The 13,905-nt window shown below is 70.6% G+C and carries 11 protein-coding genes; 3 read left to right on the top strand and 8 right to left on the bottom strand.

Annotated elements, in window-relative coordinates:
* Window positions 1–41 precede the first annotated feature (41 nt).
* The 4 genes from NE234_RS45105 to NE234_RS31175 form a co-directional block, all read right to left on the bottom strand.
* Window positions 42–1,073, bottom strand: coding sequence for a hypothetical protein (locus NE234_RS45105; protein ID WP_305886728.1), 1,032 nt, complete (start codon window positions 1,071–1,073; stop codon window positions 42–44).
* Between the two features lie 238 nt (window positions 1,074–1,311).
* On the bottom strand, window positions 1,312–2,943 hold the full coding sequence (locus NE234_RS31185) for a hypothetical protein (RefSeq protein WP_252784437.1): 1,632 nt from the start codon (window positions 2,941–2,943) through the stop codon (window positions 1,312–1,314).
* Between the two features lie 338 nt (window positions 2,944–3,281).
* Entirely contained in the window at window positions 3,282–3,470 is a 189-nt protein-coding gene (locus NE234_RS31180) for a hypothetical protein (protein ID WP_252784436.1), read from the bottom strand.
* Window positions 3,471–3,497: 27 nt separating this feature from the next.
* The gene (locus NE234_RS31175) at window positions 3,498–3,929 is read right to left on the bottom strand and encodes a ChaB family protein (protein WP_252784435.1); all 432 of its coding nucleotides are present in this window, start codon (window positions 3,927–3,929) and stop codon (window positions 3,498–3,500) included.
* Between the two features lie 177 nt (window positions 3,930–4,106).
* Here NE234_RS31175 and qcrB point away from each other — a divergent pair, with 177 nt between their 5' ends.
* The gene (gene qcrB, locus NE234_RS31170; RefSeq protein ID WP_252784434.1) at window positions 4,107–5,735 is read left to right on the top strand and encodes a cytochrome bc1 complex cytochrome b subunit; all 1,629 of its coding nucleotides are present in this window, start codon (window positions 4,107–4,109) and stop codon (window positions 5,733–5,735) included.
* A gap of 7 nt (window positions 5,736–5,742) precedes the next feature.
* On the opposite strand, the gene ctaD is transcribed toward qcrB, so the two are convergent.
* The 4 genes from ctaD to fdh form a co-directional block, all read right to left on the bottom strand.
* Window positions 5,743–7,419 (bottom strand): aa3-type cytochrome oxidase subunit I, encoded by a 1,677-nt coding sequence (gene ctaD / locus NE234_RS31165; RefSeq protein ID WP_252784433.1) that lies wholly within the window; start codon window positions 7,417–7,419, stop codon window positions 5,743–5,745.
* 85 nt (window positions 7,420–7,504) lie between these two features.
* Window positions 7,505–8,512 (bottom strand): NrfD/PsrC family molybdoenzyme membrane anchor subunit, encoded by a 1,008-nt coding sequence (gene nrfD, locus NE234_RS31160; RefSeq protein ID WP_252784432.1) that lies wholly within the window; start codon window positions 8,510–8,512, stop codon window positions 7,505–7,507.
* On the bottom strand, window positions 8,509–9,426 hold the full coding sequence (locus NE234_RS31155; protein ID WP_252784431.1) for a 4Fe-4S dicluster domain-containing protein: 918 nt from the start codon (window positions 9,424–9,426) through the stop codon (window positions 8,509–8,511). The genes nrfD and NE234_RS31155 overlap by 4 nt, the downstream gene beginning before the upstream one ends.
* Window positions 9,423–12,686, bottom strand: coding sequence for a formate dehydrogenase (gene fdh / locus NE234_RS31150; RefSeq protein ID WP_252784430.1), 3,264 nt, complete (start codon window positions 12,684–12,686; stop codon window positions 9,423–9,425). The genes NE234_RS31155 and fdh overlap by 4 nt, the downstream gene beginning before the upstream one ends.
* Before the next feature lie 226 nt (window positions 12,687–12,912).
* Between fdh and NE234_RS45525 the strand changes: the two genes are divergently transcribed.
* Both NE234_RS45525 and NE234_RS31140 read left to right on the top strand, forming a co-directional pair.
* Window positions 12,913–13,446 carry a phosphatase PAP2 family protein gene (locus tag NE234_RS45525; protein WP_252784429.1) on the top strand — a complete coding sequence of 178 codons (534 nt, stop codon included), beginning with the start codon at window positions 12,913–12,915 and terminating at the stop codon, window positions 13,444–13,446.
* A gap of 5 nt (window positions 13,447–13,451) precedes the next feature.
* Window positions 13,452–13,817 carry a DUF5335 family protein gene (locus NE234_RS31140; RefSeq protein ID WP_252784428.1) on the top strand — a complete coding sequence of 122 codons (366 nt, stop codon included), beginning with the start codon at window positions 13,452–13,454 and terminating at the stop codon, window positions 13,815–13,817.
* Window positions 13,818–13,905: the final 88 nt, after the last annotated feature.

Raw genomic sequence — 13,905 nt, 5'->3', positions numbered from 1 at the left:
CCATGATCACGGTGATGGACGACGACCGGCGGCTCGCCGACCTATCGGTCCAGGACCGCGATCCTGTGCTGCCGCGACGGCAGGAGCGCCATGCGGAAGGCGGCCGTGCCGAGGTTGATCGGCGTTCCGCAGGTGAACGTCGGGTTGACGGTGCACGCGGACTGCAGAACCTGGTTGTTGGTGCCGCGGACGGTGACGTGCACGTTATTGCCCATCGTCGTCACGGTGACGCAGTTCGGGACGAATCCCGGGAACGCGTTGGTGAACACCGAAGTGAAGTTCTGGAAGGTGCCGGGCGTGGGTGTCGGCGTCAGCCTGACATCCTGAATGAAGACCTGCCCGTTCTGGGTCAGTGCGACGAACTTATCGTTGCCCTGAACCGTCGAGTCGATGCAGGCCGTCTGACCCGAAGGTCCGGTCGGACCGGTCGGACCCGTGGGGCCGGTCGGACCCGTCGGGCCGGTGGGGCCCGTCTGGCCCTGCTGACCGCCAGGTCCGGTCGGACCCGTCGGGCCCGTCGGGCCGGTCGGACCGGTGTTGCCGCGACGGCCCCTCGGGCCGGTCGGACCCGTCGGGCCGGTGGGACCCGTCGGGCCGGTCTGACCGTTCTCGCCGCGCGGACCCGTCGGGCCCGTCGGACCGGTGTTGCCGCGAGGACCCGTCGGGCCGGTCGGACCCGTGGGGCCGGTGGCGCCGCGGCGGCCCATGCGGCCCTCGCGACCCTCGCGGCCCTTCCTGCCGCGGATTCCTCGCGGCCCCTCGGGGCCTTGTGGGCCTTCCGCGCCCTCGATGCCGGGCAGCGCGTGTCCGCCGCCCTTGACGATCGCCTTGGCTCCCCCGTGCCCGAGCGACGGGACTCCGGGAAGGCCGTCGCCGTCGCCGCCGCCGCCGAGGTTCTCCCAGCAGCTGATGTCGTTTTCTTCGCAGAAGTCGTAAGCCGGGAGATTCACCGACCGCAGAGAGGACGCTCCGGGCATGATGCGCTGAGCGTCGGCCGACCCCGGCAGTGCCATCGCGACGCCGAGGCCGCTGACCACCGCGGCGGTCGCCAGAGGTACGACACGCGACCGCATCTTGCCGCGAGCCGCCCTTCGTTTTCCGTAACCAGTCAATTTGGACACCTATAACAAGTCGAGAAGGCTGGATTTCGGATTGACCGAAGATTGCGCGATGTGAATACCCCGTGGCTCGCCGCCCGACGCGCGCCTCGGTTAATGATCGAGCAAGACTCATTCCCGCTGAAAAGGCGACCGTCACCTTTGGTCCAGGACCGTACGAATCACGGCTTAGGGGACGCGTACCACTTGTTCGTCACCGGCGCCGCCAGGCGACCCAGCTCCCAGAATCGGACCAATGAGCCGAGATAGGAACGAATTCCAGTGGAGCGGCGGGCCACGTTCCTCTCGGTGGCTGCTGAGGATCCCAGGGCACGATGACCAGCGTCAGTCCCCGGGGCAGCGTCCGGGAGTCGAAGCGGTCGATCGGCTGCAGATGGCTTTGCACCAGGAATGCCTGAGAGACCCAGATCTGCCAGCGCATATCCCGGTAGTCGATTCCGACGCGGTCCTCAGGGCGGAGCCCGGCGTCGGACAGGCTGCTCGCCTTGGAGAGGGTGTCCGCCCAATAGCGGGTGTCCCGCCCGACGACCGCGGCGACCAGGGCCAGGTTCGCGGCGGTGACGAGGGCGGCCAGGACGGGTCCGGCCCTCCGGCCCTTGGCGAGGACGAGGCCCGGGAGGAGCACCAGGACGGCCGCCGTGACCCACCAGAGCCGCAGGCGATCCCAACTCCACGTCAGCGCGCTCATCTCGGGGAAGTCGAGGGACAGGAAGAAGGAGCGGGTGAGGCGGACCCCCGCGTGCAGCCACACCACGAGGGCGCACACCGGCATCAGAACGGCCGCGGCCGCCACCGCCTTCGCCGCGGTCACCCGCGTGGCGCGTGCGACGCAGGCGGCCCCGGCCAGGAACAGCGCGGGAGCGAGACAGGCCACGTACCGGCCGTAGGCGAAGTTCGCGACCGTGCCCTCATCCGGTGTCGCGGCCGAGGTCGCCAGCGCGATCCCGGCCAAGGTCGCGAGGGCCAGACCCGCCGTCGCCCGCGTCGGGAGCGGCGTGCTCCGGCGGAGCACGGCCCGCGCGGCGGCCACCAGGCCGACCCCGGCCAGCCCCCAGGTCGAGACGGTGAGATACCAGATCTTCCCCACGGCCAGGCCGAGCGTCCAGCCCCATCCGTCCCACGTGGTCAGCCGCTCGACGACCAACGGCCCCAACGCCATGGGACCACCGGGGTAGATCTCCGCGCGGACCCAGGAGTTCAGTGCCCACCCGGCCACCACGCCGACGGCCAGCACCGCGGCGGACGCCGCGAGGTCGCGCCCGGAGAGCCGGCGGCGCACCAGCAGGACCACCAGGAGCCCCCCGTGCACGAGGACGACGATCAGGCCGCGGACGTGCGCGCTGCAGCAGTAGGCGGCCAGCGCGCTCGCGGCGATCCCCCATCCCGGCCCCCTCCGGGCGACCCAGGAGTGGACGCACAGCAGCCAGGTGAGCACCACCAGCGGGAGCACCGCGTCGCTCATCGCGTACTGCCCGTAGTAGACCACCGACGGCAGGGACGCCGTCACCATCGCCAGTGGGAAGGCCCGCCGCCGTGACAGGCCGAGCCGTCGTAGCGCCACGTGGGCGGGCACCAGAAGCGACGCGCCGAGCACGGCGTTGATGACCAGGACGATCCGGTAAACGGTCACCGGATCGCCGCTGAGCCAGAACGCCGGGCAGATGAGCAGCGAATAACCGGCTTGATAGAACACGCGCCCGGACAGGTCGCTCGACGCGCCGCCGGCCAGCAGCCGTGCCGCGAGCAGATACCCGGATTCGTCCGGGATCAGAATTGGAAATCCGTGGAAAGCGGCCAGAACGACCCGGACCACCACCTGCGCCAACCAGCCGCCACACATCGCGACCGGCCACCAGCGCATTCGGCGTCCGGCCCGGCTCGCCGGCGAACGCTCGGATTCCTGCCCTCTCGTCCTCCCGAGCAAGCTCATACCGTCTCCCCCGAAGAACCGGCCCGTCGCATATTTCTCACCCGGCCGGCGAGCCTGCGCCAACAGATCAACGACAGAACGTTAAGCGAGCGGCGTCCCGCTCCCGGCGAGAAGACGAGAAAAAGCGCTTCCGCACCACGCAAAGAACCATCGCGTGCGGGACGACGAAAACCGGCCGCCCCCGCGAGGGAACGGCCGGTGCGCGACGGACGAACGGCGGCGGCGCGCGGTCGTCACGGGGTGGCTCTGTCGACGGCCTCCCGTGCGCCGAGCCTCTCGATGCGCCGCCGCGCGCGCTCGATGTTCTCCGGGGTGGGGTCCTGGCCCTCGGCCATCGCCAGGTCCTCCGGATCGATCGGCGTCTCGGAGCCCGTACGGAGATTGGGCCGGCGGGGCTCGGGTTCCTCGGTGTGCTCGGACATCGTCGTCTCCTCTCAACCGTCTCCGTGTCAGCTCTTCGAGCGGGCCTTGGCCGTCTTGCGGTCGTTGGCCTTCTGGAGGGCGTCGACGAGTTCCTTCTTGGTCATGTTCGAGCGGCCGGAGATGTCCATCCTCTTGGCCAGGTCGTACAGGTGCTCCTTGGACGCGTTCATGTCGACACCGCCGGCGCTCTTGCGCGACGTGTCACGGCCGCCTTCGGACTGCGGGTCGGAGGGCCCCTTGGCACCCTTGTCCTTCGGCTCCCAGTGGTCGCCCACCTTCTCGTGCGTGTGCTTCAGCGCGCCGTACGCGACCCGGTGGGCCCGCTCGCCCTCGCCGTACTCCTTGACCGCCGAGTCGTGGGCCTTGGCGAACGTGCGCTGTGCCTTCTCGTCCGAACGCTCGATCGTGCTGGGCAGTTCGCTCTTCTTGGCCGTTCCCTTCTTGGTCGTCTTGGGCATTCCTCGCTCCTTACGCGTTGAAGGTCCGACGCTTTCGGCCATACCCCGAGGGACGCCGCCACACCTGCCGACGAGGGCGTTTCCGACCACGGCCGGAGGGTGGCCGGCATCGCGTTACGCCTCCCCCCTCACGGGTAGGCGCTCAGCCAGGAGATCCAACCCCCCTACGGAGCTCACATGGCGGTGAACAGGCGTGCGGCCAGCGCGGTCGCGCGGACCGAGCGTGCGATGGACGAGAGGCTCGGCAGCGCGGCGTTCCTCCGGCGGAACATCCGCAAGGCGTTTCCCGAGCACTGGTCGTTCCTGCTCGGCGAGATCGCGCTCTACTGCTTCGTCACCCTCATCCTCACCGGGGTGTTCCTCACCCTTTTCTTCAAGCCCTCGCAGGCGGAGACGGTCTACACCGGCTCCTACGCGTTCCTGCACGGCGAGAAGGTGAGCGAGGCCTATGCCTCCACCGTCCACATCTCCTTCGACGTGCGCGGCGGCCTGCTGGTGCGGCAGATCCACCACTGGGCCGCGATGCTGTTCGTCGCCGCGATCTGCGTCCACCTGATGCGGATCTTCTTCACCGGAGCGTTCCGCAAGCCCCGGGAGATCAACTGGGTGATCGGCACGACGCTGTTCGCGCTCGCCGTCGCCGAGGGCTTCGCGGGCTACTCACTGCCGGACGACCTGCTGTCGGGCACCGGCCTGCGCATCATGCAGGGCATCGTGCTGTCGATCCCGCTCGTCGGCACCTACCTGAGCTTCTTCGTCTTCGGCGGGGAGTTCCCCGGCCACGACTTCATCCCGCGGCTGTTCACCGTGCACGTCCTGCTGATCCCGGGGATCCTGCTCGCGCTGATCAGCGCGCACCTGATGATCGTCTGGCACCAGAAGCACACGCAGTGGCCGGGTGAGCGGCAGACCGAGCAGAACGTCGTCGGCGCGCCGACGTACCCGAAGTTCCTCGCGCACACCATCGCGTTCTTCCTGTACGTCCTGGGGGCGCTCGCGCTGCTCGGCACGTTCGCGCAGATCAACCCGATCTGGATGTACGGCCCCTACCGGCCCGACGCCGACACCTCGGGCGCCCAGCCGGACTGGTACGTCGGGTTCCTCGAAGGCGCCCTGCGCATCATGCCCCGGATCGACTGGGACTTCGCGGGGCACTCGATCGCCTGGAACGTCTTCCTGCCCGCCGCCGTCCTGCCCCTGTGCTTCTTCACGCTCATCGGGCTGTACCCGTTCTTCGAGCGCTGGGTGATCGGCGACTCGCGGCCCCATCACCTGTGCGACCGGCCGCGGAACGCGCCGACCCGTACGGCCCTCGGCGTCGCTGCGATCACCTGGTACGGCAATCTGTGGGCGGCCGGCGGCAACGACGTCCTCGCGGAGGTGTTCAAGGTCCCGCTGGAGTTCACCACCTGGTTCTTCCGCGTGGGCTTCTTCGTCTTCCCCGTGGTCGCGTTCGCCGTCACCCGGCGCCTGTGCCTGTCCCTTCAGCGGTCCGACGCCCGCAAGGTCACCGAGGGCGTCGAGAGCGGCACGATCAAGCGCCTGCCGAACGGGGAGTACGTCGAGGCCCACGACCGGCCGGAGCGCGAGCAGGCCGTGGTCGCGCGGACCGTGCACCCCGACGACCTGGTCGAGGCCCTCCCCGACCACATCATCCCGCTGCCGACGCCCCGCCGGATCATCGCCCAGGTACGGTCCCGGCTGAACCGGGCCTACACCAAGTACGCCGCCGAGGTGCCGACCCCGGAGGAGCGCCGGGAGCTGGAGGAGCGGGACGCCTCGCCGGCGCGGTCCGTCACCGGCTGATCGCCGCTCAGTCCTCGGGGCCCCGCGCCTCGACCGGCTGCGCGCGGCCGAGGCGCGGGTAGTGCAGGTCGATGGCCGGGCGGGTGGAGCGGATCTTGGCGATGGCGCGGAAGTTGTGCCGGGGCGGCGGGCAGGAGGTCGCCCACTCCAGCGAGCCGCCGAACTCCCAGGGGTCGTCGACGTTGACGCGCTCCCCCGAGCGGTGGGTGCGGTAGAGGTTCCACAGGAACGCGAGGGTGGAGGCGCCGAGGAGGAACGCGCCGATCGAGGAGATCATGTTGAGGGCGGCGAAGCGGTGGGGGTAGTCGGCGTAGCGGCGGGGCATGCCTTCTGCTCCGAGCCAGTGCTGGACGAGGAAGGTCGTCTGGAAGCCGACGAACAGCGTCCAGAAGTGGATTTTGCCCCAGGTCTCGTTGAGCATCTTGCCGGTCATCTTCGGCCACCAGAAGTAGAACCCGGCGAAGGTCGCGAACACCACGGTGCCGAACAGCACGTAGTGCATGTGCGCGACGACGAAGTAGGAGTCGGTGAGGTGGAAGTCCAGGGCCGGGGAGGCCAGGATCACCCCGGTCAGGCCGCCGAACAGGAACGTCACCAGGAACCCGACCGAGAAGAGCATGGGGGTCTGCATCCGCAGATGGCCCTTCCACATCGTCCCGATCCAGTTGAAGAACTTGATCCCGGTCGGGATGGCGATGAGGAAGGACATGAAGGAGAAGAAGGGCAGGAGCACCTGGCCGGTGGCGAACATGTGGTGCGCCCACACCGTCATCGACAGCCCGGTGATCGCGATCGTCGCCGCCACCATCCCGATGTAGCCGAAGACCGGTTTGCGGGAGAAGACCGGGATCACCTCGGTGATGATCCCGAAGAAGGGCAGCGCGACGATGTAGACCTCCGGATGACCGAAGAACCAGAAGAGGTGCTGCCACAGGAGCGGCCCGCCGTGCGCCGGATCGTAGATGTGCGCGCCGAGCTTGCGGTCGGCCTCCAGCGCGAACAGGGCCGCGGTCAGGACGGGGAAGGCCATCAGGACCAGGATGCTGGTGAACAGGCTGTTCCAGGTGAAGATCGGCATCCGGAACATCGTCATGCCCGGCGCCCGCATGCAGATGATCGTCGTGATCAGGTTGACGCTGGTCAGGATGGTGCCCATGCCGGACAGGATCAGCCCCATCGCCCACAGGTCACCGCCGGCGCCCGGGGACCGCACGGAGTCGGACAGCGGAGTGTAGGCGAACCATCCGAACGACGCCGCGCCCCCGGGTGCCAGGAAGCCGCCCAGCACCATCAGCCCGCCGAACAGGAAGAAGTAGTAGCTGAGCGCGTTGAGGCGGGGGAAGGCCACGTCGGGCGCGCCGATCTGCAACGGCACCAGGACGTTGGCGAACCCCGCGAAGGTCGGCGTGGCGAACAGCAGCAGCATCACCGTGCCGTGGATCGTGAACAGCTGGTCGTACATCTGCTCGTTCATGACCTGCAGGCCCGGCTGGAGCAGCTCCGCCCGCATCATCATCGCCATCAGCCCGCCGGCCAGGAAGAACGCGAACGACGTCGCCAGGTACAGGTAGCCGACGACCTTGTGGTCCGTCGTCCCCAGGACCTCCCCGATGCGGCTGCCCAGCGAATGCTCCGCCAGCACCTCGCTGGTGGGAGTCCGTACCCGATCCTCGACCGTCGCCATGCGTACCCTCCGCCCACCCGCGACCGACCGGCCCTCCGGGGCCGTACCAGCCTGCTATCCACTCAAAGGGAGACCAAACAGCCGGTCAACGGGCGGCCTCGAGACGCTGCCGCTGTGGGACGACCGTGTACTTGGGGTCCTCCGCCGACTGCGTTCCGGCGTGGAAGACGCCGAACCGCGTGCAGGCCGAGGCGGCCAGGAGCGCGGCTCCGCTGAGGACCGCCGTCGTACGGCGGCGTCCGCCGAGCGCCGCGCCGGCCGCGCCGAGCACGGACAGCGCCTCGGCGGCCCGCATCAGCCGTCCGGCCCTGCCCTGCCGGTACGTCTCGCCGACCAGCCCGAGCCGGCGTTCCATCACCTTGGCGGCGGCGGTCTCCAGCGCGACGCCGAGGACGGCGGCGCTGCGCGCGGGGGCGTTCTCCCGCACCGGAGAGGTGATCAGCGCCATGCCCGACGCGGCGGCGGCCGCGGAGCCGACGAAGACGAAGGGCAGCTCCCGGTAGCCGCCGTGCCAGGCGGGCACGGCCGTGTCGGCGGCCAGCACGGCGGTGTAGGCGGCCACCGCCGGGCCGAGGGCCGCCGCTCCGGCGGTCGCCGCGCGGCCCAGGCGCGGGAACAGCCCGGTGACGTCCAGGACCGCCGCCGCGCCGGCCGCCGGGCCGTACGCGGTCAGCAGCCACGAGCCGACGCTCATCGGCGAGGTCGGCTTGAGGACGCGCAGCATGTTGGCGAACCGCTCCGGCCTGCCGAGGTCGTGGACCAGGGCGGCGGCCGAGCCGGTGATCGCCACGAGAGAGGAGATCTTCAGCGCCCGCGCCGTGCTGCGGCGGCCGGTGAGCTGAGCGCCCGCGGCGAGGACCGACCCGGCGCCCGCGAGGCCGCCGAGGAAGAAGTACCCGGCGATGTCGAGCGGCGCCCAGGTCGGGGGGTTGAGGATGGGCTTGCCGTAGTAGGAGGTGAACTTCGCCTCCGGCACCATGGCCCGCTCGCCCCGCCGGCCCTTGCGGCGGCGGGGCATGCCCTTGCCGACCAGGGCCTCCCGGTCCGGGCGCTCGCCGCGGATCCCGTCCTTCGTGACGTCCGACTCGCTCATCGCTTCCCTTCCGGCCGGCCGTGGGCGGCGAACACGGCGGCCAGCCCGCCGAGCAGGGTCAGTGCGGCGACGCCGGCGTGCCGCCACATCGAGGGAAGGTCGCGGGTGGTGACGACCGGGTCCGGCGGCAGCCCGTACACCTCGGGCTCGTCGAGGAGCAGGAAGAACGCGCCGTCACCGCCGACCCCGTCCTCCGGGTCGCGGCCGTACAGCCGCGCGTCGGTGACCCCGGTCTCGTGCAGCTGCGCCACGCGCTCATCGGCGCGGGCCCGCAGCTCGTCGAGCGGGCCGAACTGGATCGACTGGGTCGGGCAGGCCTTGGCGCAGGCCGGCTCCTGGCCCGCGCCGAGCCGGTCGTAGCACATCGTGCACTTCCAGACCCGGCCGTCCTCCTTCCGCTGGTCGATCACGCCGTACGGGCAGGCGGGCACGCAGTACCCGCAGCCGTTGCAGACGTCCTCCTGGACGACCACGGTGCCGAACTCGGTGCGGAACAGCGCGCCGGTCGGGCAGACGTCGAGGCAGGCGGCGTGCGTGCAGTGCTTGCACACGTCCGAGGCCATGAGCCAGCGCAGATCCGTGCCGTCGCCTTCCTCGTGCGCGACGCCGTCTTCACGCGCGACGCCGGCCTCGGCGTTCCCGAGGGGCTTGCGCTGTTCGATGAAGGCGACGTGCCGCCACGTGGAGGCGCCCAGGCCCTGGGTGTTGTCGTAGGACATGCCGGTGAGCTCGAGGCCGTCCTCGGGGATGGCGTTCCACTCCTTGCAGGCGACCTCGCACGCCTTGCAGCCGATGCACACCGAGGTGTCGGTGAAGAACCCGACGCGCGGCGGGTGGTCGCGGTGGCCGGCGTCCCCGGCCGGGTCGGGCTCGTTCCCGGCCAGCAGGTTGCGTCCGATGAGGGACTCGGTCATCCGCGGACCTCCATTCCGGTCTCCTCCGTGATGCCGGCGCGGCGGTGGTACTCGGCGAGCAGGCGCGGCACGGCGGGGCCGCGCGGGCGGCGGCCCGGCCGGATGTCGCCGCTGAGCGCCTTCACCTCCTGGATGTGGGCGTTCGGGTCGAGGGCGACGGCCGACAGGTCGTTGGCGGAGTCGCCGGTCGTGTAGCCGTTCGACCCCCAGTGGTACGGCAGCCCGATCTGGTGCACCGTGCGGCCGCCGACGGTGAGCGGCGTCATCCGCTCGGTCACCAGGACGCGCGCCTCGACGACGCCGCGCGCGGTGACCAGGTGCGCCCAGCCACCGTGCTCCAGGCCGCGTTCGGCGGCGAGCTCCGGCGACACCTCGCAGAAGAACGCGGGCTGCAGCTCCGCCAGGTACGGCGACCACCGGGTCATGCCGCCCGCGGTGAAGTGCTCGGTGAGCCGGTAGGTCGTGACGACGTACGGGAAGACCTCCGCGCCCTTCTCGCCGGGGCCGGGGTGGAAGCGGTTCTCCGGGCGGGAGAAGACCTGCCGGACCGGGTTGCGCTGCTGCCCCTCGTACAGCGGGTTGCGCACCGGCGAGTCCTGCGGCTCGTAGTGCGTGGGCAGCGGGCCGTCGGTCAGGCCGGCGGGCGCGTACAGCCAGGCCTTGCCGTCGGCCTGCATGATGAACGGGTCGACGCCGCTGATCGCCTCGACGCCGGTCGCCCCTTCGGGCGGGCGGTAGGACGGCGGCCGGTCCGCGACGTAGTCGGGGATGTCGTGGCCGGTCCAGCGGCCCTGTTCGGCGTCCCACCACACGAGCGCCTTGCGCTCGCTCCACGGCTTGCCCTCGGGGTCGGCGGAGCAGCGGTTGTAGAGGATGCGCCGGTTGGCGGGCCAGGCCCAGCCCCACTCCAGGGCCATCCAGTTCTGCTCGGTGTACGGTTTGCGCCGGGCCGCCTGGTTGACGCCGTCGGCGTGGACGCCGCAGTAGATCCAGCAGCCGCAGGACGTGGACCCGTCGTCGCGGAGCTGGTCGTACCCGTCGAGCGGGCGGCCGCCGACGTGGCTGCCGCTGATCTCGGCGAGGATCGCCTCGGCGTTGGGTTCGGCGATGGTGCCCTCGGTCGGGTAGTCCCAGGTCAGGTCGAGGAGCGGCCGGTCCATGGGGTCGGCGGAGCCCGCCAGCCGCTCCTTGATGCGCCGGCCCAGGTGGTACATGAACCACAGGTCGCTGCGGGCGTCGCCGTCGGGCTCCTTGGCCGCGAAGTGCCACTGCAGCATCCGGTTCGTGTTCGTGAACGACCCGGCCTTCTCGGTGTGCGCGGCGGCGGGGAAGAAGAACACCTCGGTGGCGATGTCCTCGGTCCGCAACTCGCCGGTCTCGATCTCCGGACCGTCCTTCCACCAGGTGGCCGACTCGATCAGGGAGAAGTCGCGGACGACGAGCCAGTCGAGGTTCGCCATGCCCAGGCGCTGCATCCGGCCGTTGGCCGAGCCGACCGCCGGGTTCTCCCCGAGGAGGAAGTAGCCCTTGCAGGTGCCGTCGAGCTGGGCCTGCACCGTCTCGTACGTGCTGTGCGAGCCGGTCAGCCGCGGCAGGTGGCCGAAGCAGTAGTCGTTGTCGGCCGTCGCCGCCTCGCCGAAGTACGCCTTGAGCAGGCTGACGACGTAGGCGCGCATGTTCGACCAGTAGCCCTTGTCGGTGCGGACCGCCTCGACGAAGGTGTCCAGGTCCTCGTGCTCGTGGGCGTGCGGCATGGGGATGTAGCCGGGCAGCAGGTTGAACAGGGTCGGGATGTCGCTGGAGCCCTGGATGGACGCGTGCCCGCGCAGCGCCTGGATGCCGCCGCCCGGCCGGCCCATGTTGCCGAGCAGGAGCTGCAGGATGCTCGCGGCGCGGATGAACTGCGCGCCCATGGTGTGCTGGGTCCAGCCGACCGCGTAGACGAACTCGCTCGTACGGTCGCGGCCGGAGTTCTCCACCAGGGTCCGGCACACGCGCAGGAACGTCTCGCGCGGGATGCCGCAGGTCTCCTCCACCATCTCCGGGGTGTAGCGGGCGAAGTGCCGCTTGAGGATCTGGTAGACGCAGCGCGGGTGTGTCAGCGTCGGGTCCCGCCGCGCCTCGCCGGAGATCGCCGGGCCACCGGAACCGTGCGACTCCGAGCGGCCGGAGGCGGCGACGCTCCGGCCGTTGCCGGTGCGCTCCTCGTACAGCGAGTCGCGCTCCCCGGAGGCGGCCTGCACCTCGGTGCCCTCGTACTGCCACGTCTCGACGTCGTAGTGGCGGGTGTCCTCCTGCAGGCCGGAGAACACGCCGTCGAGGTCCTCGGTGTCCTCGAACTCCTCGCTCACGATGGCCGCGGCGTTGGTGTACTCCAGGACGAACTCCCGGAAGTCGGCCTCGTTGCTCAGGACGTAGTTGATCAGCCCACCGAGGAACGCGATGTCGCTGCCGGCGCGGATCGGCACGTGCAGGTCGGCCAGCGCGCTCGTGCGCGTGAACCGCGGGTCGACGTGGATCACCGTCGCGCCGCGCGCCTTGGCCTCCATCACCCACTGGAAGCCGACGGGATGGCACTCGGCGAAGTTGGAGCCCTCGATGATGATGCAGTCGGCGTTCTGCAGGTCCTGCAGGAAGGTCGTCGCCCCGCCCCGCCCGAACGTCGTGCCGAGCCCGGCCACCGTGGAGCTGTGACAGACCCGCGCCTGGTTCTCGACCTGGATGATGCCCAGCGCCGTGAACAGCTTCTTGATGAGGTAGTTCTCCTCATTGTCGAGCGTGGCGCCGCCGAGGCTGGCGATCCCGAGGGTCCGGTTGACGCGCTTGCCGTCGGCCTCCCACTCCCACGTACGGCGCCGGGTCTCGAGGATCCGGTCGACGACCATGTCCATGGCGGTGTCCAGGTCGAGCCGTTCCCAGTCGGTGCCGTGCGGCCGCCGGTACAGGACCTCGTAGCGCCGGGCGTCGCCGGTGGTCAGCTGCAGTGACGCCGAGCCCTTCGGGCACAGCCGGCCCCGGCTGACCGGTGAGTCCGGGTCGCCCTCGATCTGCACGACCTTGTCGTCCTTGACGTACACGTTCTGGGCGCAGCCGACCGCGCAGTACGGGCAGACCGACTTGACGACCTTGTCCGCGGTCTCGGTTCGCGGGCGCAGCCCCCGGGTGGTGGCGGACATCGCGGCGGCGCCGCGGCTGAGCCGGTCGCCGTCGGTGAACTGCCGGTAGACCGGCCACTCCTTGATCCAGGTGCGCACGCCCATCCGCCTCTTGGCCTCCCTTTCGGTCGCCGGTCTACCCACGCCTCGCTTCCCGAGGAGACTCTCCTTACACACCGCGCTGATCCCTTTACGGATTTTTGACCTGTGCATCGATGTATCGGCCGGAACCGGGTGTCGCGCCCCTCACCTGGGCGATCTCCGCATCCGGACGGCCGCTCGGGGTAGGCCCTCAGCGGAGGTACGGGTCGTCAGGACGGAGGAGAGACGGGTGCGGTGGGTACGCCGGGTCGACGAGCGCGTGATGAGGGCGGTGACCTCCGCCGGCTGTGCGGCGCTGGACGAGGTCATGCCGCGGGCCTCGCGCGTCGCCGACCAGCTCCTCGTGTGGTGGCTGATCGCGGGCACCCTGCGGGCCGGCGGCGGCCGGCGGTCACGGCGCGCCGCCGCGCGTGCGGCACTGGCGATGTCCGTCGCGGGAACGCTCGCCAACGGCGTACGGATCTACGTGTTCCACCGGGAGCGGCCGCCCGAGGTGCTGAGCCGGCGGCGGCCGGGCCGGGTCCCGGACTCGCCGGGATTCCCGTCGGGGCACAGCGCGGGCGCGGCGGCCTTCGCCACGACGCTGGTGTGCGAGGCGCCGCGGCGGGTGAGCGTTCCGGTCGCGGCGCTGGCCTCGCTGGTCGCCTACTCCCGCGTCTACACCGGCGCGCACTACCCCGGGGACGTGGCGGCCGGCGCCGCCACGGGCGTCGCGGTGGCCCTGGCCGTCCACGGCCTCTTTCCCGCGGAGGAACGAAGGTGATCGAGATGACAGAGCCAAAGATGATCGACCGGAACGGCTGGGCCGGTTTCTTCGACCAGCTGAGCGCGGACCACCAGGGGGACATCACCGCCATCGAACTGTTCGACACGGACTTCGGCGACCAGTACGAGACCGAGCGCCTGCCGTTCACCTACGCCTCGTACGACCGGAAGGACGATGTGATCGTCATCGGGGTCGGCGGTAACTCGGCGCGGTCCCCGGTCCTGCTCCGCCGCATGATCCACCGTCCGGTCGAGGTCGACGCGGCCGTGCCGGCGCCTGGCCAGTCCGACATCCGGATCGTCGCCGAGGACGGGACGACGACCATGGTCCACCTGCGGCCCGGCGCCGCGCTGCCCGGACCCCGCTGAGCCGGCGTCCGACCAGGTCGCGGGCGGTCGGAGGCTCTTGTACGGCCGATCGCCGTGTGCTCGCCGCCCCGCGCGGTGAGAATGGGAC

Source organism: Actinoallomurus rhizosphaericola, assembly GCF_024055675.1.
In the GTDB taxonomy this organism is placed as follows: Bacteria; Actinomycetota; Actinomycetes; order Streptosporangiales; family Streptosporangiaceae; genus Actinoallomurus; species Actinoallomurus soli.
Note: the sequence above shows the minus strand (reverse complement) of the source record. Positions and strands in the feature narration are given on the sequence as shown.

What these genes read in the sequence shown, in the direction of transcription:
- NE234_RS45105 (WP_305886728.1), bottom strand. Translation starts at nt 1,073, where the DNA reads ATGCGGTCGCGTGTCGTACCTCTGGCGACCGCCGCGGTGGTCAGCGGC.
- NE234_RS31180 (WP_252784436.1), bottom strand. Translation starts at nt 3,470, where the DNA reads ATGTCCGAGCACACCGAGGAACCCGAGCCCCGCCGGCCCAATCTCCGT.
- NE234_RS31175 (WP_252784435.1), bottom strand. Translation starts at nt 3,929, where the DNA reads ATGCCCAAGACGACCAAGAAGGGAACGGCCAAGAAGAGCGAACTGCCC.
- qcrB (WP_252784434.1), top strand. Translation starts at nt 4,107, where the DNA reads ATGGCGGTGAACAGGCGTGCGGCCAGCGCGGTCGCGCGGACCGAGCGT.
- ctaD (WP_252784433.1), bottom strand. Translation starts at nt 7,419, where the DNA reads ATGGCGACGGTCGAGGATCGGGTACGGACTCCCACCAGCGAGGTGCTG.
- nrfD (WP_252784432.1), bottom strand. Translation starts at nt 8,512, where the DNA reads ATGAGCGAGTCGGACGTCACGAAGGACGGGATCCGCGGCGAGCGCCCG.
- NE234_RS31155 (WP_252784431.1), bottom strand. Translation starts at nt 9,426, where the DNA reads ATGACCGAGTCCCTCATCGGACGCAACCTGCTGGCCGGGAACGAGCCC.
- fdh (WP_252784430.1), bottom strand. Translation starts at nt 12,686, where the DNA reads ATGGGCGTGCGCACCTGGATCAAGGAGTGGCCGGTCTACCGGCAGTTC.
- NE234_RS31140 (WP_252784428.1), top strand. Translation starts at nt 13,452, where the DNA reads ATGACAGAGCCAAAGATGATCGACCGGAACGGCTGGGCCGGTTTCTTC.